Source organism: Flavobacterium ginsenosidimutans (genome assembly GCF_037478105.1).
GTDB classification, from domain to species: Bacteria; Bacteroidota; Bacteroidia; order Flavobacteriales; family Flavobacteriaceae; genus Flavobacterium; species Flavobacterium ginsenosidimutans.
The window spans coordinates 4,186,877-4,209,117 of sequence record NZ_CP147988.1; the positions used below are offsets into that span (position 1 = coordinate 4,186,877).

18 protein-coding genes are annotated in these 22,241 nt (G+C 34.2%); 14 read left to right on the top strand and 4 right to left on the bottom strand.

Features of this window, described 5'->3' with window-relative positions; translation table 11 throughout:
- Window positions 1-9 precede the first annotated feature (9 nt).
- The gene (locus tag V6624_RS18285; RefSeq protein ID WP_338839657.1) at window positions 10-474 is read right to left on the bottom strand and encodes a single-stranded DNA-binding protein; all 465 of its coding nucleotides are present in this window, start codon (window positions 472-474) and stop codon (window positions 10-12) included.
- A gap of 414 nt (window positions 475-888) precedes the next feature.
- Between V6624_RS18285 and V6624_RS23740 the strand changes: the two genes are divergently transcribed.
- Entirely contained in the window at window positions 889-1,056 is a 168-nt protein-coding gene (locus V6624_RS23740; protein ID WP_422389346.1) for a hypothetical protein, read from the top strand.
- Here V6624_RS23740 and V6624_RS18290 read toward each other — a convergent pair.
- Complete coding sequence (locus V6624_RS18290; protein ID WP_338839658.1) at window positions 1,026-1,157, bottom strand: hypothetical protein; 132 nt, start codon at window positions 1,155-1,157, stop codon at window positions 1,026-1,028. The two genes, V6624_RS23740 and V6624_RS18290, sit on opposite strands and share 31 nt — an antisense overlap.
- A gap of 61 nt (window positions 1,158-1,218) precedes the next feature.
- On the opposite strand from V6624_RS18290, the gene dinB reads away from it, so the two are divergent.
- From dinB to V6624_RS18310, 4 genes are all read left to right on the top strand, one after another.
- On the top strand, window positions 1,219-2,400 hold the full coding sequence (dinB, locus tag V6624_RS18295) for a DNA polymerase IV (RefSeq protein WP_338839659.1): 1,182 nt from the start codon (window positions 1,219-1,221) through the stop codon (window positions 2,398-2,400).
- Window positions 2,401-2,403: 3 nt separating this feature from the next.
- Window positions 2,404-5,457, top strand: coding sequence for a DNA polymerase III subunit alpha (locus tag V6624_RS18300; protein ID WP_338839660.1), 3,054 nt, complete (start codon window positions 2,404-2,406; stop codon window positions 5,455-5,457).
- 537 nt (window positions 5,458-5,994) lie between these two features.
- Window positions 5,995-6,384 carry a plasmid mobilization protein gene (locus V6624_RS18305; protein ID WP_338839661.1) on the top strand — a complete coding sequence of 130 codons (390 nt, stop codon included), beginning with the start codon at window positions 5,995-5,997 and terminating at the stop codon, window positions 6,382-6,384.
- On the top strand, window positions 6,372-7,562 hold the full coding sequence (locus V6624_RS18310) for a relaxase/mobilization nuclease domain-containing protein (RefSeq protein ID WP_338839662.1): 1,191 nt from the start codon (window positions 6,372-6,374) through the stop codon (window positions 7,560-7,562). The genes V6624_RS18305 and V6624_RS18310 overlap by 13 nt, the downstream gene beginning before the upstream one ends.
- 148 nt (window positions 7,563-7,710) lie before the next feature.
- Here V6624_RS18310 and V6624_RS18315 read toward each other — a convergent pair whose 3' ends face one another.
- Window positions 7,711-9,183, bottom strand: coding sequence for an ATP-dependent nuclease (locus V6624_RS18315; RefSeq protein WP_338839663.1), 1,473 nt, complete (start codon window positions 9,181-9,183; stop codon window positions 7,711-7,713).
- Between the two features lie 1,438 nt (window positions 9,184-10,621).
- On the opposite strand from V6624_RS18315, the gene V6624_RS18320 reads away from it, so the two are divergent.
- The 7 genes from V6624_RS18320 (at window position 10,622) to V6624_RS18350 (ending at window position 19,203) form a co-directional block, all read left to right on the top strand.
- Window positions 10,622-12,172, top strand: coding sequence for a class I SAM-dependent DNA methyltransferase (locus tag V6624_RS18320; protein ID WP_338839664.1), 1,551 nt, complete (start codon window positions 10,622-10,624; stop codon window positions 12,170-12,172).
- Window positions 12,172-13,632 (top strand): restriction endonuclease subunit S, encoded by a 1,461-nt coding sequence (locus V6624_RS18325; RefSeq protein ID WP_338839665.1) that lies wholly within the window; start codon window positions 12,172-12,174, stop codon window positions 13,630-13,632. The genes V6624_RS18320 and V6624_RS18325 overlap by 1 nt, the downstream gene beginning before the upstream one ends.
- Entirely contained in the window at window positions 13,632-15,410 is a 1,779-nt protein-coding gene (locus tag V6624_RS18330) for a restriction system-associated AAA family ATPase (RefSeq protein WP_338839666.1), read from the top strand. The genes V6624_RS18325 and V6624_RS18330 overlap by 1 nt, the downstream gene beginning before the upstream one ends.
- 52 nt (window positions 15,411-15,462) lie before the next feature.
- Window positions 15,463-16,428: a hypothetical protein gene (locus V6624_RS18335; RefSeq protein ID WP_338839667.1), complete on the top strand. Its 966-nt coding sequence runs from the start codon at window positions 15,463-15,465 to the stop codon at window positions 16,426-16,428.
- Between the two features lie 66 nt (window positions 16,429-16,494).
- On the top strand, window positions 16,495-17,055 hold the full coding sequence (locus V6624_RS18340; RefSeq protein ID WP_338839668.1) for a hypothetical protein: 561 nt from the start codon (window positions 16,495-16,497) through the stop codon (window positions 17,053-17,055).
- A 683-nt stretch (window positions 17,056-17,738) separates the two neighbouring features.
- Window positions 17,739-18,194: a hypothetical protein gene (locus V6624_RS18345; protein ID WP_338839669.1), complete on the top strand. Its 456-nt coding sequence runs from the start codon at window positions 17,739-17,741 to the stop codon at window positions 18,192-18,194.
- A gap of 232 nt (window positions 18,195-18,426) precedes the next feature.
- The gene (locus V6624_RS18350) at window positions 18,427-19,203 is read left to right on the top strand and encodes an alpha/beta hydrolase (RefSeq protein WP_338839670.1); all 777 of its coding nucleotides are present in this window, start codon (window positions 18,427-18,429) and stop codon (window positions 19,201-19,203) included.
- On the opposite strand, the gene V6624_RS18355 is transcribed toward V6624_RS18350, so the two are convergent.
- Complete coding sequence (locus V6624_RS18355) at window positions 19,196-19,975, bottom strand: LuxR C-terminal-related transcriptional regulator (RefSeq protein ID WP_338839671.1); 780 nt, start codon at window positions 19,973-19,975, stop codon at window positions 19,196-19,198. The genes V6624_RS18350 and V6624_RS18355 overlap by 8 nt on opposite strands.
- 311 nt (window positions 19,976-20,286) lie before the next feature.
- Between V6624_RS18355 and V6624_RS18360 the strand changes: the two genes are divergently transcribed.
- Together V6624_RS18360 and V6624_RS18365 are read left to right on the top strand one after the other, a co-directional pair.
- Entirely contained in the window at window positions 20,287-20,670 is a 384-nt protein-coding gene (locus V6624_RS18360) for a hypothetical protein (protein WP_338839672.1), read from the top strand.
- Entirely contained in the window at window positions 20,660-22,234 is a 1,575-nt protein-coding gene (locus V6624_RS18365; RefSeq protein ID WP_338839674.1) for a hypothetical protein, read from the top strand. The genes V6624_RS18360 and V6624_RS18365 overlap by 11 nt, the downstream gene beginning before the upstream one ends.
- The last annotated feature ends 7 nt before the right edge of the window (window positions 22,235-22,241 follow it).

The window sequence follows — 22,241 nt, forward strand, 5'->3', positions numbered from 1 at the left end:
ACGCCATATTTAAAATGGCACGTCTTCTGTTGCCCTGTCTTTTCCCGCAGCACTTCTGCTGTTACCTTTCTGTGCCTTACCCTCGCTTCCATTAGCATTAGCATTAGCATTAGCATCAGTATCAGTATCAGTATCAGTATCAGTATCTATCTTATTGCCGCTTCGCTTGGCAAAAGCAAGAAAGCTGATTTTGTCGACATGAAAGTCAATGCTCCCTATCGGATTCCCATCGCTGTTGATGTACACATGCATGCCCAGCCTTCCGCTTAAAAGCACCACTGCCCCTTTCTTAACCCACTGCCCTGCCTTCATGCTTATCCAATACGAACAGCTGATAAAGGTCACAACTTCTTTAAACTCACTGCTCCCCGCTGGCTTATAGCGGTCATTAACCGCTATGCTGAAGCTCAAAACCTCTTTTTCCCCTACTTTAACCGCTTTTGCATCTGATGCAACTCTACCCGTAATTTCCATAACCTTAAAATTTAATAGTGAATAAATAATTGCCAGCTGGCCAATAGCTAATGAATGCTTAATGAAACGCTTACCCAATAACTGCTGATCCAGCCGCTTCCCTTACTCCCGCTCCGCCCCTTCAAAAAATTGTTTTCAAAAGAAAAAACGGAAAAAAAGAAAGCAAGAGCCAAGCGCAGGCTCAAGGATGCGGAGTGCTATAAGTCCCGAAGGGCTGGCGAAGTGAAACGCAGCCAGTTATGCGCATGCAGTATACGGCTGGCGCTATCTTGGCTGCCCTTTTTAGCCGTTTCGAATGAAAACAGCATTTCCCCGTTTTTTCTCTTTATGGAAAAACTAAAAAGCAGCTGCACTTAAAATTCGAACTCTGCTTCTCAATCCTATAAAGAGGCAGACTGGAAACCATGGGCAAAAATTACCGACTCGCAGTTTTTCCTCAACAGCTGTTATACCGGCACCCACAATTTTAACGGAAATATCGAAAGATGCCCTGCCTGGCGGCACCTCAAAGATTTTTTACATTCTTATCAAGAAAACATCGGCCCAGCCGATCAGCGAGGAACCTGCTTCAGAATAATTTGAATCATTCCGTAAATTCCTAATAAAGGAAAACGCACCAGTTTGGGTGCTTTTTTATGTCCTGAAAAATAAGGCTTTTCAAAATTTGTTATTATATGTAACATAAATATTTTTAAAATTGTTCTTATCTGTGCTAATTTTGATCCGTATAAAAATGAACAGATCATGGCCAGGGCTATTGTACACATCGACATGAACACGTTTTTCGTCTCCTGCGAAAGGCTGACCAATTCAGAACTCAACGGCATACCGCTTATTATCGGAGGCGGTGAAAGAGGCGTTGTGGCTTCGTGCTCCTATGAAGCCAGAAAATTCGGCGTGCGTTCTGCCATGCCGATCCATATGGCCATGAAGCTCTGCCCTCAGGCAAAAATCATGAAAGGAGATATGGAACTCTATTCGAGGCTCTCCCATGACATTACCGAAATCATTCAGGAAAAAGCGCCCGTGGTGGAAAAAGCCAGCATTGATGAATTTTATCTGGACATCACCGGCATGGATAGATTCCACGGCAGCTACAGATGGACCGATGAGCTCGCGCAGCGCATTACAAAAGAAACAGGCCTTCCTCTCACCTTTGCGCTTTCGGTCAATAAAACCGTATCGAAAATCGGTACAGGGGAAGGCAAGCAGAAGCAGAACCTTGAAATTCCTGAACATCTTGTCCAGTCCTTTTTAAATCCGCTCTCCATTAGAAAAATTCCGATGGTCGGCCAGAAAACCTTTGAGCTTCTTTCCCGAATCGGCATCCGCACCATCCAGACACTCTCTGAAATGCCTGCCGAATCCCTGCAGCAGATGATCGGCAAAAACGGAACCGAACTCTGGAAAAAAGCCAATGGCATTGACAACACGCCTGTGGAGCCCTACACGGAAAGAAAATCAATTTCAACCGAAGACACCTTTTCCCAGGACACTATTGATGTGCTGAAAATCAACAGAATCCTGCAGAGAATGGTAGAGAAACTGGCCTATCAGCTGCGTGCAGAGCAGTGGCTAACCTCAACGGTGACCGTGAAGATCAGGTACGCCAATTTTGATACCGAAACCAAACAGTGCAGGGTGCCATACACCTCAGCGGATCATATTCTGACCCAGACGGTGATAGAGCTCTTTACCAAACTGTACCAGCGCCGAATGAGGCTGCGCCTCATCGGAGTCCGCTTCAGCGGACTGGTCAGGGGAACCTACCAGATTGACCTTTTCAATGATACCGAAGAAATGCTGGCACTCTATCAGGCTATGGACAGAATGAAGACCCGTTACGGATTTGATGCCGTGATGAGATGTGCCGGCGCATCTTTCAAACCCAATAATAAAGACGAAATTTTAAAACGCAAAAAATAGATCATGTACCTCAACTGCCACTCTTTTCATTCCCTGCGCTACGGCACCATTCCGCTGGATGATCTGATAAGACAGGCAGCGGATTGCGGTGCCACGGCGGCAGCTTTAACCGATATCAATACCGTAACAGGGATTTATGATTTTATAAGAGGATGCGAAGCCTTAGGAATAAAACCGCTTGTCGGGATAGAATTCCGCTGCAGGCACAAATTACGCTATATCGGTCTTGCCAGAAATGCTGAAGGTCTGGCGGAAATGAACCGTTTTCTGACACAGCACAACTTTGACAAAACAGTTCTACCCCTTGCGGCCCCCAATTTTTCCGAAGTGTCCATTATCTATCCTTTGGAGAATGCTCCATTAATTTTAAGAGAGAATGAATATATAGGCATTCGTCCCGAACAGCTTCAGAAACTGATTGTATCGGAATGGAAAAGCAGGCAGGAAAAAATGGTCATACTCCAGCCTGTCACTTTCAGGACCAAAAAAGAATACGAACTCCATAAAATTCTCCGCGCCATTGACCTGAATACCATTTTCTCTAAATTGAAGCCCGCCGATTACTGCAGACATTCGGAAATCATGGTAGCGGCTGAAAGGATACTGTCCTGCTACGGGCAGTATCCCGGAATTATAGCCAATACCGAGAAAATTATCAGAGAATGCAATTTTGAGTTTGACTTCAAAACATCCAAAAACAAGAAATTTTACACCAATAGCCGAAAAAACGACATGTCCCTGCTGACCGCTCTGGCGAAAGACGGTCTGGAATGGCGATACGGAAAAAACAATCCAGAGGCTGAATCCAGAATGCTTAGGGAGCTGGAAATAATTGACCAGCTGGAATTCAGCGGGTATTTTCTCATCACATGGGATATCATAAAATACAGCAATTCTAAGGGATTCCTCCATATCGGAAGGGGCTCGGGCGCCAACAGCATTATTGCCTACTGCCTGGGAATAACAGACATCTGCCCTTTGGAGCTTGATCTTTATTTTGAGCGCTTTCTGAATGAAAACCGCAAAAGCCCTCCCGATTTCGACATCGACTGGTCTTGGAAGGAAAGGGATGTGATCCTTGAATATATATTCGGCCGCTACGGCTATGAAAATGTGGCATTCTGCGGCACCAATGTGGAATTCAAATACAGATCCATATTCCGTGAGGTTGGAAAAGTATACGGTCTTCCCAAAGAGGAGCTTGATGCTCTGGCTAAAAATCCGATGGCACTGCATTCCCAGAATAAAGTCGTCAAAAAAGTTCAGGAATACGGAATGCTGCTGCTAAAATATCCCAACCAGCGAAGCATGCACTCCTGCGGCATACTGATATCCGAGGAGCCGATAACCAATTATTCCGTGCTGGAAATGCCTCCAAAAGCCTTTCCGATAGTGCTCTTTGATATGCATACAGCAGAGGATATCGGGCTGGAAAAATTTGACATCCTCAGCCAGAGAGGCATCGGACATATTGATGACACGGTAAAAATAATTGAGCAGAACAGAGGCATTCGCATCAATATCCGCGATACAAGAATCTCAAAAAACGAAGCGTCCGCAAACGTCTATCTTGCCCAGGGCAGGACAATAGGGTGCTTTTACATTGAAAGCCCGGCTATGCGCGGACTGCTTCGCCGTCTGAAATGCGGCGATTATAAAACACTCGTGGCGGCATCATCGATTATCCGCCCCGGAGTGGCTCAGTCCGGAATGATGAAGGAATACATCTTCCGCCATAACAACCCGTCAAAATTTGAATATTTTCATCCGGTTTTTGAAAAGGAGCTTGGAGAAACCTACGGCATTATGGTGTATCAGGAAGACGTGATCAAAATTGCCCTGCATTACGGAGGGCTTTCCGCCGCTGATGGGGACATTCTGCGTCGTGCCATGTCAGGCAAAGGACGCTCGAAAGCGGCGCTCCAGAAAGTAAAGGACGATTTTTTTATTTCAGCCGCGGCAAAAGGGCATCCCGAAGCGCTGAGCCAGGAAATCTACCGCCAGATAGAATCCTTTGCGGGCTATTCCTTCTGCAAGGCGCACTCTGCATCCTATGCCGTGGAAAGCTACCAGAGCCTGTACCTGAAGGTGCACTACCCCATTGAATTTATGGTTGCCGTCATAAATAATCAGGGAGGGTTTTACAGAACTGAAATCTATGTGCACGAAGCCAGAATGGCCGGCGCTGTCATCCATACACCCTGCGTGAACAGAAGCGGATATGAAACTGCTCTTTATGGCAGCAATATCTATCTGGGTTTTATGCACCTGCAGGGCCTTGATTCCAAACTCTCGCAGTTCATCGCTTTTGAGCGCGAGAGAAACGGCATTTATAAATCTCTGGAGGATTTCATAAACAGGGTTCCCATGGGCATTGAGAATGTAAAGGTGCTTCTTTTCATAGGCGCTTTCCGCTTTACGGGAAAAACCAAAAATCAGCTGCTGGTGCAGGTAAGCCTTCTGATGAACAATTTCAAGCCCGAGAACCGCGGGCTTATGCTCATTGAGCAACCTGCCAAAGAATTTAAGCTGCCTGTTCTGGAGCGCTCGGTATTTGAAGATGCCTTTGATGAAATCGAGCTTCTGAATTTCCCTGTTTCCTGTACCGTTTTTGATCTGCTTCAGACCAATTATCGCGGGGATGTGATGGTGCGCGACCTACTGAAACACCATAAAAAGCAGGTCCGCATGCTGGCTTACCTGATCTCGACCAAACAGGTGCCCACCAAAAGGGGCAATATGTATTTCGGGACATGGATTGATCATGAAGGAGCCTACTTTGATACAGCGCATTTTCCCGACAGTCTGGCAAAAAATCCATTTCAGGGAGGAGGCTGCTACCTGCTATTGGGAACCGTGGAAATTGACTATCATTTCCCGACCATCACCATTTCAAGGATGGCGAAAATGCCTTTCATTCCTGACCCAAGATATTCGGACTCAGACAAAAGGTATACCACGCAGCACAATATCAAACAGGATGTCAGCAGCACACACAGGCAGCCATATCCGCAGGATCATGAAATAAGCCTGCCTCGCCACAGAATGAAATTTTGATTTTCTTGCATAAGCCCTGATTAAACATAAAACCCCTAATAATTTTCAGCAGCAATCCTTTGCTTATTTCAGGGCTTTAAATAGGCATAATTTATGCGACCTTTACTACAGCTTCTTTTGAAGCAAGCTTATCTTTCTGCAATATAGAAAACTAACCTGATTTACTCTTACTGGTCAAAATCATACTTCAAAACAATCTTATAAAAAACAAAACATAGATAAGCTCCAGATAGAGGATGCGGAGTGCTATAAGTCCCGAAGGGCTGGCGAAAGGAACTAGAGCCAGTTATGCGCATGCAGCATACGGCCGGCGCTATCTTGGCTGCCCTTTTTAGCCGTTTCGAATGAAAACCAATCTGAACTATAAAAACATCTTTGTCAATTATATAAATGCAAAATGCTAGCACCACCTCGTTCCTGCAATCAGCAAGATGAACGGTTGTTTAACAACCGCCTATCTTACCACCCATTGCCTCGGAACTCGGCGGTGGAGAAACTTAAAAGAAGAGAGTTTGAAAACAATGAAAAGGAAAAATGATGGAAAGAGAAAATTCAAACAGATCACGCAGAATAACCCTGCGCCTGACAGAGAAAGAGTATGCAAAAATTGAAAGCCAGTTCAAAGCAAGCACCCGCAGAAAATTAAGCGATTATATTCGAAAACACTTATTCAGCAGACCGATCACAAGCAAATACCGTAACCAGTCATTAGACGAACTTATGGAAGAAACCGTCGTACTTTCTTCAGAACTCCGTTCAATTGGAAACAACATCAACCAGATTGCCAGAAAAGTAAATACACTGAAAATGATTCCCGACTTCAAAGGGCATCTTTATCTGTTTGAAGTGCAGAGAAAAAAGCTTTTTGATAAAATGGAAGAAGTTTCCAGTCACACCCAAAAAATATCTGAGCGATGGTTGCAGTGATAAAAACCAGCCGTTCAATAAACAGCATTCTCAACTATAACGAAAACAAAGTTAAGGAAGGAGTGGCTGAGTGCATCAATGCCGTAAACTATCCATTGGAATTGGAGAAGTTAAGCTTTACCCAGAAACTGAACCGTTTTTTAAACCTGTCTTCGCTTAATGAAAACACAAAACGGACCAGCGTTCACATATCGCTCAATTTTGATCCGTCGGAAAATCATTCTAAAGAAAAGCTGATTGAAATTGCGGACACTTATATGGACAAAATAGGTTTTGGGAAACAGCCCTATTTGGTCTATCAGCACCATGATGCGGGACATCCTCATCTGCACGTAGTCACAAATAATATCCAGAGAGACGGGAAAAGAATTGATCTGCATCTGATAGGCGTTAAAAAATCAGAACCTGCAAGAAAAGAAATTGAAGATATATTTGGGCTGGTAAAAGCGGAAGGTAGAAAACAGAAAGAAGTTTTCACTTTAAAACCGATAAGTGTCGGCAGAGTCGAATACGGAAAAGCAGAGTCAAGAAAAGCAATTAATTCAGTTTTGAATAAGGTTCTATTTGATTATAAATATTCAAGCCTGCCTGAACTCAATGCAGTTCTAAACCTCTATAATGTTCATGCTGACAGAGGGACTGAGGAATCGAGAGTTTTTAAAAACAATGGACTGCTTTACAAGATACTTGACCAAAATTCTAAACCGATAGGCGTCCCAATAAAAGCCAGCGAATTCTACAGCAGACCTACCTTAAAATTTTTGGAAAGAAAGTTTAAGTCTAATGAGTCAGAGAAAGAGTCTTGCAAAAAATATGTGAAGAATGCATTAAAAATGGCTTTCTATCGTGAAAGCATATTTTCTCCCGAAAAATTATCCAAAGCATTGGAAGGAGAAAGCATTCACATGATACTGAGAAAAAGCAAGGAAGGACAGCTTTATGGAATAACTTATATTGACCACAAAACCAGATCCGTTTTCAACGGAAGCAGTCTGGGAAAAGAATTCAGTGCAAAAGGAATTCAGGAAAACTGTGCTATGAACATTCTTTCACTTGAAAGAAAGTATCAAAATTCTATTTCAACAAATTCTGAAAACTTTCAAGATCTTAAATCAAGACAGTATATCAAAGAAAATCTGGTAGATATTCTTCTTCGTGGAGAGAGAATAACTGACTAAGTTTCGAAAGAGTTTACACCAAAAAAGAAAAAGAGACTATATAATGGTATTTGAAAAGCTAAGGGTGTAAAAATGCATCCTTAGCTTTTTCTACCAATATTCGTTGGAATATCAAATTATACGTAACTCAATTAATTCGATTCATTCACTAAGACAATTGTTTATCAAAAAACTCCGCAATTTTAGTAAGATTCGTGTCATTTTTATTGAAGAGATAATCTACAATCATTATCACCAACTCATCTCTAGTTTTATTTCTTGCTCTCAACTCGGAATCTATGTATTTATAGAAAATTTTACCATTAGAATCTTTAGACAAGTCATTTTCACTTTTATATTCTTCAATTATATTCTGTAAGCTCTTTTGCTGAAATACATAATCATTCAATAGCTTAAATATTTCACGATCAACTTTACTTATCAAGCTTTCTTTTAAATATTTTTCTAGACTTTCAATTGGCAAATAGTTTAATGGTATATTATTAGTATATTGTTTATTTGCGAGATAAGCCTTTGAAGCTTGTTTGACATCTCCATCCAGCACAATCATAATTTTGGAAGTCTTACCTACCAAATTACTATTTACAACCTCTTCTGCAAGATCTATTACATTTGTATATCCTCCACAGGGTAGTACATGAACGAGTCTATTGGAAAGTAAATTCTTTTTTTTCAAAATTTTATTTATAATGGACTTAGCCAAATCATCTTCAACTAAAAATATATGATCATATCCTGAATGATCATATAAAATTCTTGTTGCATAAGCAGGATAACAAGGATTTAACACGTCAAGAGAATCATCAGGATATCTTTCAATAAAAAATATATTATCGGGTAAAATGCCTGAAATCAGTTCAATTGAATGTGTTGAAAAATATATTGCGTAATTGAATCGCGTCGAAATTTCCTTCAGGAAATTTATCAATCGTTTTAAAGAACTTGGATGTAAAGCTAATTCTATTTCATCTAAAAACATTAAGCAAGGCTTTAACAAACTTGCCCGATCATTATTTCTAATGTAAATAGAGTTTAAAATACTAACCATCAAATTTTCACCAGTTGACATATGGAACTGGCTAACTCTTTTTTCACCTTTTTTATAATAAAATATATCTCTGGTAAAATTTGATTTACTATCAATATCCTTCCACTTTAACACAAATAATTTTTCATAAAAGTTTTTATTATTTTGCAATATAATTCCTAAATTTTCTTTAATAAAATCTGGTGCCTCTGTAAGCTTTGTAGTATCAATGGTATCAAACTTTTTTAAAGTTTCATAATTTGTATTTCTAAATCTGTTTCCAAAAATTAGAGAACCTTCATAAAACCCCTTAATTGTCATTTTTCCATTTGAGAATTTTTTCCATTTACCAGATTCCTTGAACCAAGCTCTTTTTGCGCCATTCAATTCAAAATCAATTCTAGAATCTTCTTCTGTTATTCCAAAATAATCATTCATTGGCAATGTAAAAAAAACACAGGAGGCTGCAGTCACAACAGTACTTTTTCCCGATCCATTCTGCCCAGTTATTGCATAAAGTCCTTTCTCAATAGGTAAATTAATTTCTAAATTTTCAATAGATTTAATTTTTTTAATATTTACTTTAAGTTTCATAATATATTTGTTTTATGAAAATGGATTAATTTCAAATTTTTCTATACTTGTTTTTCGGGTATATTTTATGGGCATCTCTAATAACCTGTAAATTAGCTTTATGATTAAAAGATATCCTATATTTTTTTTAACCATATAACTTTTTCATACTGTAATGCTCACAACTAAATAACTTAAATTCTCCATATCTTGTTAATTGCAAATTTTAATCTTTGTAGCAGATCGTCTTCGATAATTATATATATAAAATTTTTATATTTTCTCACACTGCAAACCGAACCTTCTAAGTTCCAAAATTTTAATGTTTTAAATTATTTAAGATGTATAAAAGGCGGAATTTGTATCGATATTATAATCTTATTGATATTCAAAAACTAAATTCAATTGTGAGTTAATAATGATATTTGATATTATAACAATTTAAATCATGAGGTCAGTTTTATCTTCTTCTAATAAAAACTTTAGTCATTAGTAAAATCAAAAATATTAATTATGTAATTAATAAAAACAAGTGTTTATACCTAAATATCTAAACCAAATTTCACTAATACCACCACTATTGTTAAGCTATTTTTTCCTTGTTCTAAAATTCTAGAGCTTCAAAAATCTCTGCCAGGCGAGTTCCGAGCAGAAGGGCAACAAGATATCGTTTGTAATACAGACGGGAATCTGGCATATTACAGGAACGAGATGGACTTTGACATTTTTCAAAAAAATAAATTACAATTTCTGAAAAGAAAAAAGAAAAAACAAAGCATAAAAATATGTTGTCAGATAGCAAAAACACTATAATTCACTGAGTATAAAAGAAGAAGAATCAAACTCGACATATGTGCATTTTTGCTCTCTGCTTTTATATAAATTTGCTATACTTTTCTTTTTAGAATACTTTAATTTAAACCTAACTTTGTCTTCCTTTTTTTCTTTATCCATCCCGCAAATATTTAATCATAATAATACCAAAATCTTTTTTTACATACTTTAAAGTTTTCATTCTTAAACTTCAATATATATTCAATACTTTAGCACAATCATTTTTATTAAACACTTACTTTAGCACAAACGATGATTATATAAAATCACATTTGTAACTGAAAATTTATTGCAAGTATTAACATAATCAACACACTAAGTTTTATAGTTTATCAAACCTATGTAGTTTTACATTAGTTCAGCCTCTTGAGGAAGCTTAATGGTTTTGATGAATTTAATTAAGAATGTGCCAACATATAGAACATTCAAGGAGAGTTAATGAAATTACTCTAAAAATATCATATTAATATATGGTTAAAAGAAAGATTTTAATTAAACATGGAAAGAAGTACATGCACAAGTTATAAGCAACTTTTTTTCCTAAAGAAATTGGACAAATTACAACCATAATTCATAAAGTGGGAAATAAATACATCCACCATTAATAAATACTTAAGATTAAAAAATGTTATCAAACGAGTTAAAATCAAAAATCAATAAACTTTGGGATAAATTCTGGAGCAGAGGAATTACAAATCCTATCACAGCCATTGAGCAAATTTCTTATTTGCTTTTTATGCGGAGAATTGACGATGCAGACTCTCTTGAAAAAGCTAAGGCAATTTTTGAAGAAAAAGGTTTTAATTCAATCTTTGAAGGAAATGAAGAAAGTAGATGGTCATATTTTTCAGAAAAAGACCCTGAAACAATGTTAGAAATTGTTTCCACTAAAGCTTTTCCATTTATTAAAACACTAAATGATCCGTCGCAACCTTACACGAGGTACATGGAAAATGCTGTATTCATAATAAATAATTCTGCTTTGTTGGAGGAAGCAGTTGTAGTTATAAATGAAATTTTTGATGAAATTAGAATACAGCAAGAATCTGGTCAACAATTCCAAGACACTCAAGGTGATGTTTACGAATATTTAATCAATGAAATTGGATCTGCTGGTAAAAATGGACAATTTCGTACACCTAGGCATTTAATTCAGTTTATGAGTGAAATCATAGATCCCGACTGGACAGATAAAATTTGCGATCCTGCATGTGGTACAGGAGGATTTTTAGTTGGTGCATATCAACATATTTTAACGAAACACACTAGTCCTAATGAAATTACAGAAGATGAAAATGGATTTAAAAGATTTAAAAGATTTGGTGGGGATCTAATTTCAAAATTAGAAGTTTGGGATAGATTGAATGAAAAAGCATTTTTCGGTTTCGATGTAGATCAAACAATGGTGCGAATTGGTTTGATGAACTTAATGCTTCATGGAATTAAAATTCCACAAGTTGAAAATACAGATACGCTTTCCAAAAAATACGACCAATTACATCAAGATGGAGAATATTCTGTGATAATGGCGAATCCACCTTTTACAGGTAGAATTGACAAGGGTGGAATGAGTGGCAATTTGAAAATTGATGGTACGCAAAGTGAATTGCTTTTCTTAATTCGTATTTCAAAAATGTTGAGTTCTGGAGGAAAAGCCGCAGTGATAATTCCAGAGGGTGTATTATTTGGAGGTAGTAAAGCACAAAGACAGACTAGAGAAATACTTTTAAAAGACAATCAATTGGAAGCAGTTATTTCTTTACCAAGTGGTGCATTTAAACCGTACACGGGAGTTAAGACTGCTATATTGGTTTTTACCAAAGTAAAAGAACAAAGTGAAACTTGGCATACTGAAAAAGTCTGGTTTTATGAATTGAAAAATGATGGTTATAGTTTAGATGATAACCGCAGAAAACTTGCAGAAAACCCTTTGCCGATAGCTGTAGATGCTTACAAAAATCGTAAAACCCAAACTCCCATTGATAGAACTAGTCAGTTTTATGTTGAGATAGACGAAATAATAGCGAATGGTTTAGATCTAAGTTACAACCGATATAAAAAGTTTGAATACGAAGAACAAACCTATGAGCCACCACAAAAAATCTTAGAAGCCATATTTAAATTGGAAGAAGAAATTCAACTAGATATGCAGGAACTAAAAAATTTAATAGGATAATGTGGTATAAACATAAAATACATACTCTTTGTCACATAGTCGGTGGCATACCTGCACCTAAAAATGAAAATGGTGCGTTCAATTCTAATGGAATTCCTTTTGTTAGAATGAGAGATCTGGGAAGATATCATTTGACAACAAATCTAAATGCTACAGATAACAAGATTTCAATAGAATATGCTTTACATAACAACTTTAAGCCTATTCCAAAAGGATCAATATTGTTACCAAGAAGTGGTTCTGTTGGTTTGAACCATAGAGCTATATTAGCTGAAGATTCTATTATTGTGAGTCATATTTGCGCATTAATTGTAAAAGATGAGAGCAAAATCAATAATCGATTTCTTTATTATTGGCTTACTAAATATGATATGAATAAGATTGCAAAAAAGACAACAGGTCTCGATGCAATCACCTTCAGTGACTTAGGAAATATAGTGGTATCCTACCCCGATATTGAAACCCAAAACAAAATTGTTGCTGTTTTAGATAAAGCAAATTCTATATTGGATAAGCGTGAAATAACTATTCGGAAATTTAATGAATTACTTAGTGCAGTTTTTTGGGAAATGTTTGGAGATCCGACTAACGCAAACAAATATCCACTACGATGTTTAAATATGGACAATGCTCTGAAATTATTAGGTGGATATGCATTTAAAAGTTCAAATTTCCAAAATACTGGTATTCCAGTAATAAAAATAGGTACCGTCAACAAAGGTTTCTTTGATATTAAATCGTTATCCTTTCTATCTGAATTGAAATCAGAAATACACCAAAAATATATTGTATACCCCGAAGATATTTTAATTACATTGACTGGCACAGTTGGTAAAGACGATTATGGAAATATCTGTAAAGTTGAAAGACATTATCCAAATTACTTGCTTAACCAAAGGGTGGCTAAGCTAATAATTAATGAAACTATATATAATAAAGATTTTATTTTTTACCTATTTAAACACCAAAAAATTAAAACTTTAATACAAAAAAAGGGAAAAGGTGTTCGACAGGCGAATATAAGTACTAATCAAGTTGAGACCCTAGAGCTAATTTACCCGCCAATTCATTTACAAAATGAGTTTGCCTCCAAAGCAAATACCATACAATCTATAATTAACAAGATTACCACTGCTAAAGAAGGAGCGACAAGTTTATTACACAGTCTTTCACAACAAGTTTTTTCTGAACGTATTACAATTGATGTAGATGCAGAATTAGATTCTCTATTAAATGCAATTGACATAGAGAAAAAAGATAATGAAAATAATATTGAAACATTAAAAAATGATTTAACCTTTCTTCAGCGATTGATTGACAAGCTTGAAGATCAAGATTTTGAAAATTCCAAACAGTACGAAAAAGCTAAATACGCAGTTTTCAGAATAATGAGGGAGGAATCAAATCTTATAAAACAAAATTTTAATTTTGATGAAAGAAAAATAACTTTACAACTCTAATGAAACTAATATCTTTTTCTATACCAAAAAACAAGCTAAATACTGGTTTTAGAAGTCTAAAACCGGGATTTGAAATTAAATTTCACAATGAAAAGGATGAAGTGACTATGACTAAATTTAGTCCTTTTTGTTTTGCTGGCTTAAATGGAAGTGGTAAGTCCAACGTACTGGAAGCTTTAGCTAACATCTTCTATCATTTAGAAGTAATGTCTGCCAGAATACTCCCCGACTCCATTCGTAACCAAGAAAATTTTAAACGTAGTGTTTGTGTTGTAGATGTTTTTAAGCTTGAATACCTGATTGGATTGAAAGATTCTTCTTCAGACGGGATAGAATCACTAACCAAAGTCATCATAACTAAAGATTTTGGAAATGAACCAATAATGCAAATTAAACCATATCCTTTTGACAATGAAGAAAAGCCTCTTATTGTATCATTTGAATCAGGTGAAGAAAAAAGTGCACCATCTAAAATCTTCTTACCAGACCATATAATAGGATATTCATCAGGCGAAAATGAGTTATTAAGTTTACCGTTTATCAAAAGTAGATTTTTACAATTAGACGAATATAAAGAAGCTACCAAGGCTGAACTTCGTGAATATAAAGAGCCTGAAAATAGTCTTATTTATATTGACAATGACATGAGCCAAGCAGTTTTACTTTCGTGCCTTTTATTTGAAAGTGAAGCTACACTAGCGCCAATTAGAGATATAGATAATACTGGAATATTAGGGCTAAGAAGGTTTACAATTTACCTTACTTATCAAAAATTTGATTTTCAGAAAGAATCTGAAAATGTATTTAAATCATTAGAAGGAAATTTTAATAAACCTGAAATACAGGAAGAATTACCCAAACAAATTGAGAAGCTAAAAAAATGTGCCAGTTTTTGGTATGAAGATGAAGAAGGTATTTCACTCGATTATTTTGTAAATGACTCCACTAAAAATGCTTTTAAAGTTCATTTCGAAAGTTCGTTTGAATTATTTCAGCTATTTCACCTTTTCTATATTCTTAATAATCATTTCATAGGTAAAAGTAATGTAGAAGATGTTTATCAATCAAAAGGTAACTATACAGACTGGAAAATACCAGTTGGCGGTCCCGCCGATGATGCTTTTTATTTTCTGCAATATTATTTAATTAAACAGGAAAAAAAATCAAACAAAATTTTTGATTTATTATTAAGAGATTTAAGTGATGGTGAACACCAGTTTTTGCACACAACTGCTATTTGTTTGATGCTTAAATCAAAACGAACATTACTACTTCTTGACGAACCAGAGACACACTTTAATCCTAGTTGGAGGGCTAAATTCATTAAAATTTTAAATGATAGTATTGAAGCAAGTCAGGATAAAGAAGAGGAAGAAGTAAGTTTTGAAGAGTCAAATACTCTCAAAAATATGATTCATTTAAGAAAAGATATTTTACTTACGTCCCATTCTCCATTTATCATATCAGATTGTATGCCTAATAATGTCGTTTTATTTGAGCGCAAGGATGATGGATCCGTTACAGCAAAAAAGGTTTCAGAATTAAACAATGCTTTTAATACTTATGGAACTTCAGTAGAATTAATATTGGATAAATTGTTTGATTATCGTCAATCGATTGGTGATTTGTCACATTCTGTTTTGAATGAGATCGATTTTAATAATCTAGATTCAGACGAAAAAGTACAAGAACAAAAGGCTAAACTAAGAGTTTTAGGAGAATCAATTGAGAAAGATATGGTATTAGCCAGATTGAATAGAATTTCATTAAATAACTAGTATGCTTCGTACTTATACTCCAATAGAGCACTCTATTTTTGAATTGCATAATATGCTTGAACATCTGGTTTGTCAAGTATGGTGTAATGCTTCAAATGATATTACTTGCTCTAATTTGCTTGATAGAAAGTTTGAAATAATTTATAACGCTTATTCTTGGCTAAAAATAGACGTAGATGTAATTTATGAAAAATGTAAAGATTTGACAGATGATGACAGAGCTGACATACGAGAAGCATTTTTTGTAAATAATTCGATTTCTGAATTGTGCAAAGGTACCTTAAAGCCAATTGAATTAGTTGACCTCCCTGATGTTGTTACTACTCACATGACATCACTGTTGAAAAAATTTTATACTCCTTTACTTGATCGTTCTGAAGTTTCAGGGGATAAACTAGAATATTATAATGCGTTAGTTGGTGAAAAATATAAAACATGCCCATGTTGCGGATTAGTTAAGATGGAATCAGCGGAATCTTACTATAGAGAAGATAATGATCACTTTTTTCCAATCTCAAAATACCCTTTTGCTTCAGTAAATTTTAGAAATCTTATACCAGTTTGTGAGAAGTGTAATAAAAAACGTAAAGGAACTAAAACACCACAAGAGCATAATGGGGTTGCATATTATGGATTTGAAGCTCGAAATGACATTGAAGTTTCGGTTGAAATAAAAAATTCTCCCACATTAAATTATTCGAAATTACAAAAAGAAGATGTTGAATTTAAATTTTCTGAAGATCCTGAAAAGAACAAAACTTGGGATTATCTATTTGGAATAAAAGAACGATACAACATCGAGGTCAGGGATTTTTCGTTTACGGAACTACGTGCAATAAAAAACAGAATTTATATGAATAAAGAAATAAATAATGGAAATTCCTATGATACTGTTTTAAACTTTGAAATAATGAATTACGAATTAGACAAATATAATGAATCGAAATTTTTAAAAGTTGCTTTCCTTAAAGAAATGAAAAATAAACCTGAATGGATGGCAGTTTATAATAAGCACTAATACTATTTGCAACTTAACAGCAAACATCAAAGAAAGTATGTGTCTAAAAGATTTAGAAACCAATATATGAATTATGCTAATGAAAAATTTCCAGAAGATATAAATATACTTATTCAAAAATGTGAAGAAGTAATTACAACAATACAACAAAAATTCCTAGATAAAGAATGTGTTATAGTTAAAGATTTATATCATCCAAAAAAAGGAAAAAGGCAGATTGATTTTGTTCAAAAATTACAATTAAACTGTAATGCTAAATTGTCACTAAAAAACAAAATAAACAATGAGGTTAAGGGATTATACGTTTTCGGAGAAATTGATAATTCGGGAGCAGTAAAACCAGTATATGTAGGCATCTCCAGAACTGTTTTTAGGAGACTTTATCAGCACTTATGGGGAACTAAACATAATGAAGCAAGCTTTGCGTATTTAATGGCAAAAAACAGATTAAATCATCGACAACATAGAAGTGCATTAAATCAAGAAGAACTATTCTCCGAACAGCAAAAGATGAAAAATTTTAGACTTGTAGTTATTCCTGAAGATCTTGAATATGATTTATATTTTATGGAAATATATATTTCAGGAAGGTTAAAGACAAAATGGAATAGTTTTAAAACACATTAATGCAGAAGATTATTATTTGAACAATGGTGTTTCCTCTATTTGACTATTAGAATTTATAATCCTTATATAAATAAAACATTGCCGAAATATTAATGTATTTTTGGAAAATGAAACTTCAGTTCAATCAATTCAATATTACTCAATAAAACTACTCAATTCTTTCAAATCATTTGAAAAATGGTTCGAAAATTGTCCCGTTAGGGCTAGGAATCTATGCCTCCATTTTAAACTATCCGCAAACATCTCTTCTTTCTATAGTAGCCGGAACAGGATTCTAACCAGCACCATACAGTTCTTATTAAATCCTAAGGAACTACTAAGAATTCAGTCATTCTACCAAATTAAATAAACTTCCCCATTTAACCAACTCCCCCTCACCGGCCAAAATCAAAATAATACGGACTCTGAGAAAAAAGAAAAAACACATAACTAACTAACCAGACAGCACAAAGACTTTATAAAAGCTGAAGATTCTTTAGTTTTCGATATGCATAAATAGTATTTCATTTGATTTCTTGCTAGTTTTTTTATATTTGTGTCAGGTGTTTTGGTACGCCTGCTCGTTCGTGCGAAGATTTCATCGACCAATAGCTAGATAATATAACCTTCAGAGCTTATTATCCGACTAAAGTTTACGAACGCAATATCTCAGGATGATAATCTTTGAACTAAAGGATTATATTATGGATACTATTGACTACTTTAAACTTCAAGCAAAAAATCTATACAGAGATTTCAAGACAAAAATTCTTGATTTTGACAAGGATCTTAATCGTTTTGCTTATGTATACAGCCCTAAATATTTTACTATTGATGCAATCGTGCATGACTTTGAAATCGACGAGGAAAATTTCACACTTATGAAGGCACAACATATAATCGCCAATATAGCAGGCTTTGATAAGTGGGGTACTCTGATAAAACTAACGGAGTCAGAATTGGAACTTGCAAAATTATTATTTGAGCATCAAGACAAAATTGATTTGATTTCATGGAATTTTTATATTGCCGATGCACAATCAATGAATGAAGAGGAACTAGATGCAGAGATTCAAGTAGAAATATTCAAACAAGTTGTTATTGAGGATAATATTTTCGACATGATAATAGATAGTTATCTTATAAAAGATGAATATTGATAATTGTTCCGATTTAATGATTATTTTAAATCATAATAAAAACGGATCAATTAAACGATTGGGTTCATTTCCAAATTAAAGTGTTAGATTTCATTTAGAATTTTTAAATCTTCGAACCTTTTACTGAAAGATTTGAACACAATAGCTGCTTTTTAACATCCTTTAACTTTTATGATCGTTGTCCTGAAATTTATTTTATATTTACTAAAGCATTTATAGTCAATACAGTAAAATGAATTATTCATTAATCAGAGGAATTAAAAAAGGAACTATTGTGTTTATTCATGGAAACTCATCATCTTCTGAAGTTTTTAAAGATATCATGAATTCAAACAAAATTACTCAAAGCAAGTTGGCTCTTGATTTGCCAGGTCATGGCAAAAGCACTGATATTCATAATGAAGAAGAGGATTTTACTATGAAATCATACTCTGAAAAAATCATATCAATTTTAAATCAAATTGATGATGATATTTTAATATGCGGAAATTCCCTGGGAGGACATATTGCAATTGAAATTTCTAAGAGAATAACAAGATTAAAAGGGCTCGTCATTTTTGGAACACCTCCTTTAAAAAAACCTTTAAATTTTGAAGAGGCAATTCTACCAATGAGTGAATTACAGATTTATAGCCTAGAATATGCAACAGATCTCGAAATTGAGACTGCTGTTAATATTATTGTATTTAATAAAAAAGTAGTTGATATTTTTATTAAATCTTACAAAGAAACCAATCCCAAAATAAGGAAAGCTTTGGCTAATGATTTTGCAAATAACAATTGGTCTAATCAATTTGAAATATTTACCAATCTTACAATTCCAAAATTTATTATTGCGGGAGCGCATGATACCTGTATAAAAACTGAATATTTGTTACAGGTGGTTAATAATAGTAAAGGAATTTGTGAACTAATTATTATTAAAGGTTGTGGTCATTATCCAAGTATAGAACAACCATTACAATTTATCGATATCATAAAAAAAATCACAGCCAAAGTTTTTACATAAAACCTTCTCTCAAACATTTAACAACCAATTCTGCCGAATTATTACAGTTTGATTTTTTAAAAATATTCTTTTTATGTGTATTGACTGTATGTTTAGAAATATACAATATATCTGCAATTTCGTTAACTCTTTTCCCTTGTCCCAATAATTTAATAATATCATTTTCACGTCTTGTAAATTTATTTGAATCATCAGTAGCAAGCATGTATTTGTTATTTAAATACTCAAAATGATAGATTGGTAATTTAGAATCAATAGGTAGAAAAGATATTTTATGATCAAAAGGTATTTTTAAATATGTTATATCAGTATGAATGCCAATCGTTTGTTGGATTTTACCGTCTTCAGAAATCGTGAGTGCCTTAACCTGATGCAAAATAATTTTATAATTCCCTTTTTTATCCTTTACGCGCATCAAATAAACTGTTTTGTAATTTTTAATATACTGCTTAGGAATAACATTTAGTTTTAAATTTAAGGATGTAGATTCTTTATATCTCATTTGGTGTTGATCTTCTGGATGCAATATATTAAGATATTTTATAAATGAAAAGTTTTTAGGATCAATACCTAGTAAAGGCTTAGTACCTTCACTAACATAGTCAAATTCAAGTGTGATCAAATTAAACACAAAGTAGTAAAAAGATCCCGCAGCAAAAAGAGCGGCAATCTGGTCTACTATCGCGAATACATTTATATTTTCTGCTGGTCTAAGAATTTTATTTTGAGACCTGAAAACATCAAACAGTTTTATAATACTTGTTGTCTCCATCCTATATCGTATTAAATGCAGTTTTAAATGTAATAAAAAATATTTTATAAGCATTAAAAAATTGAGTAACTAACTGTTTTATAAGATTATATGCGAAAAATACCAAGTATTAGGTATTTTTTAGGATGTAATTAAGATTGAAATTTACACTTGTATTTTAGAACCAGTCAAAATGAAATTATGTTCTAAGGCCGTTTTTGAAATATTTAGATTTTTTTTTAAAATAGTTCAGTCACGTAAAAGTAAAAATAGAAATATTGAAAAAAACTAACAATTTGTCTAATAAACACTCATCCTAAAACATAGAAATCATGAAAACACAAATTATTAAACCACTTATTCTAAACTTATTTTTAGTTTCAGCTTTTTTACTTACCTGTAAAGTTGAGGCACAAACAGATGAATATGAACAGGCTATCTCTCTTATAAAAGAGCAGCTAAAAGATCCGGAGACAACACCCGAAATAAGAAAGGTATTAAATGATGCTCTATTGCAAACTGAAGAAATATCGAAAGAGATCAATCAAGACCAGGAACAACCAAAAATAATTTATGCTCCTTACGAGCCAGTTATTAATGATGAAAAGGAACAAGCCAGAGAAAAAACAAATAATTTACGAGGTATTGTAAGTCCCACTTCTACAGAGATTCCAAATTCAAGCGGTACAACAAAAATTTCAAGCAATGCTAATTGAAATAAATATTCTTCATAAAATTAGATTATTTGCTATTTTATTATTCCCAACATTATGTTCTAATTTATTCGCACAAAATTATTTATATGACCAAGGTGGTATAAGTCTCTCCTATACAACCGAAGTATTAAAATATACCTATTGCGCCAAAGAAAAGGCCACTGTTTACCTTGTTAAAATTCGGTGGACATTGTCAAATAATTCAGGAAAAAATGCCAGGATATATTATGGATTAGTAAAACCCTCAAGCATGATATCATGGTGTACACCACCAGGCGAATATGATGTTGTTATACATACAAATTATCAACCGTCGGGAACTGGTTTTGGAGGTGCTGTAATTCTTAAATCCGGCGATAAAACTTTTGGAGATGATAGCGGTTGGTATTTTACTTCAACGGTAACCCCAGGCTGGAGTATTTCTCAAATTGATTTTGATACATCTCAAACAAATAAAGCCCCGTCAAATCAAGTTCTGATAGAGAAAAATAGTTCGCCTAAACAACCTACTTATGGTATTTCTCAACAAGGTGATGTAATCAATAATCCAGTGTCTAAAATTGATTATGCTCAAAAGCAAAAAGAAGAGAATAAGACAAGCGAAGATAGAATGAAAGCATGGCAAAATTCCTACATAGAAAACCAAAACCAAATTAATGCCATTAATAATTTGCATAATAATACTAAACTGCAACAACAGAACGAGCAACAATTACAATCGCAACAAAAATTAGCCAAACAAAAACAGGAACACGAAAAATTAAATCAAGTTCAAAAACAATTAACCGAACATCAACAACGCTATGAAAAAACACAAATTGAACTTGATAACGCAAAGAATACTTCAATGAACTCTTATCAGCAGTCTTTAAACAATGGTAAAAAAGATTCTGAAGCTATGCTGGACGCTACTCTTGCAGCAGCTAATCAAATTAGCGATCCTACTGGACAGTTGGCTTATACAGGTGTTGGTCTTGGATTATCTTTACTTATGCATTTAGGAGAAAAAAAAACAGAAAAATTGGAGGACGAGGCTAAAATTGAAGAAGAAAACAAGCGAATAAAATTGATTAAAAAGGCTAAAGAAAAATTTATTTCTGATGCTTTGAATATTAATAAATATGAATTTTCAGATTTATTGTCAAAAGAAAGATATGCAGCAATTTTAGTTATCCCAAAAAATCTTAATGCAGATAAACAAAAGGCATATTTTACAGTTGCCATTAAAGTGACTCAATATTCAGACAATACATATCCTTTAAAAGATGAAATAAAAAATAAAATATCTTCTAGTATCGATAAAACTCTAATCGATGGAAATGAAATTCACATGTTATATCCAATAACAAATTTGGATACATTTCAAGATGATTTTACAAAAAAAATGGGGAGTGCTCATTTAGTAAATTTAGAAGTGCAATTAGTAAACTTCAACAATAATCCATTTAGCAAACAAAATAATGAGTCAGTAAACAACAGGGATTTTTGGGGAGATCCAATAAGTAAAAAAAATACAATAAATAAAAAACAAACTGAAAAAGAAAAAAACTTTTGGGATAACTAAAAAAAAG

What these genes read in the sequence shown, in the direction of transcription:
- V6624_RS18315 (WP_338839663.1), bottom strand. Translation starts at nt 9,183, where the DNA reads ATGAAACTTAAAGTAAATATTAAAAAAATTAAATCTATTGAAAATTTA.
- V6624_RS18360 (WP_338839672.1), top strand. Translation starts at nt 20,287, where the DNA reads ATGAAAACACAAATTATTAAACCACTTATTCTAAACTTATTTTTAGTT.
- V6624_RS18340 (WP_338839668.1), top strand. Translation starts at nt 16,495, where the DNA reads ATGAATTATGCTAATGAAAAATTTCCAGAAGATATAAATATACTTATT.
- V6624_RS18290 (WP_338839658.1), bottom strand. Translation starts at nt 1,157, where the DNA reads ATGTTACATATAATAACAAATTTTGAAAAGCCTTATTTTTCAGGACAT.
- V6624_RS18330 (WP_338839666.1), top strand. Translation starts at nt 13,632, where the DNA reads ATGAAACTAATATCTTTTTCTATACCAAAAAACAAGCTAAATACTGGT.
- dinB (WP_338839659.1), top strand. Translation starts at nt 1,219, where the DNA reads ATGGCCAGGGCTATTGTACACATCGACATGAACACGTTTTTCGTCTCC.
- V6624_RS18300 (WP_338839660.1), top strand. Translation starts at nt 2,404, where the DNA reads ATGTACCTCAACTGCCACTCTTTTCATTCCCTGCGCTACGGCACCATT.
- V6624_RS18310 (WP_338839662.1), top strand. Translation starts at nt 6,372, where the DNA reads ATGGTTGCAGTGATAAAAACCAGCCGTTCAATAAACAGCATTCTCAAC.
- V6624_RS18320 (WP_338839664.1), top strand. Translation starts at nt 10,622, where the DNA reads ATGTTATCAAACGAGTTAAAATCAAAAATCAATAAACTTTGGGATAAA.
- V6624_RS18285 (WP_338839657.1), bottom strand. Translation starts at nt 474, where the DNA reads ATGGAAATTACGGGTAGAGTTGCATCAGATGCAAAAGCGGTTAAAGTA.
- V6624_RS18350 (WP_338839670.1), top strand. Translation starts at nt 18,427, where the DNA reads ATGAATTATTCATTAATCAGAGGAATTAAAAAAGGAACTATTGTGTTT.
- V6624_RS18335 (WP_338839667.1), top strand. Translation starts at nt 15,463, where the DNA reads ATGCTTGAACATCTGGTTTGTCAAGTATGGTGTAATGCTTCAAATGAT.
- V6624_RS18365 (WP_338839674.1), top strand. Translation starts at nt 20,660, where the DNA reads ATGCTAATTGAAATAAATATTCTTCATAAAATTAGATTATTTGCTATT.
- V6624_RS18345 (WP_338839669.1), top strand. Translation starts at nt 17,739, where the DNA reads ATGGATACTATTGACTACTTTAAACTTCAAGCAAAAAATCTATACAGA.
- V6624_RS18305 (WP_338839661.1), top strand. Translation starts at nt 5,995, where the DNA reads ATGGAAAGAGAAAATTCAAACAGATCACGCAGAATAACCCTGCGCCTG.
- V6624_RS18325 (WP_338839665.1), top strand. Translation starts at nt 12,172, where the DNA reads ATGTGGTATAAACATAAAATACATACTCTTTGTCACATAGTCGGTGGC.
- V6624_RS18355 (WP_338839671.1), bottom strand. Translation starts at nt 19,975, where the DNA reads ATGGAGACAACAAGTATTATAAAACTGTTTGATGTTTTCAGGTCTCAA.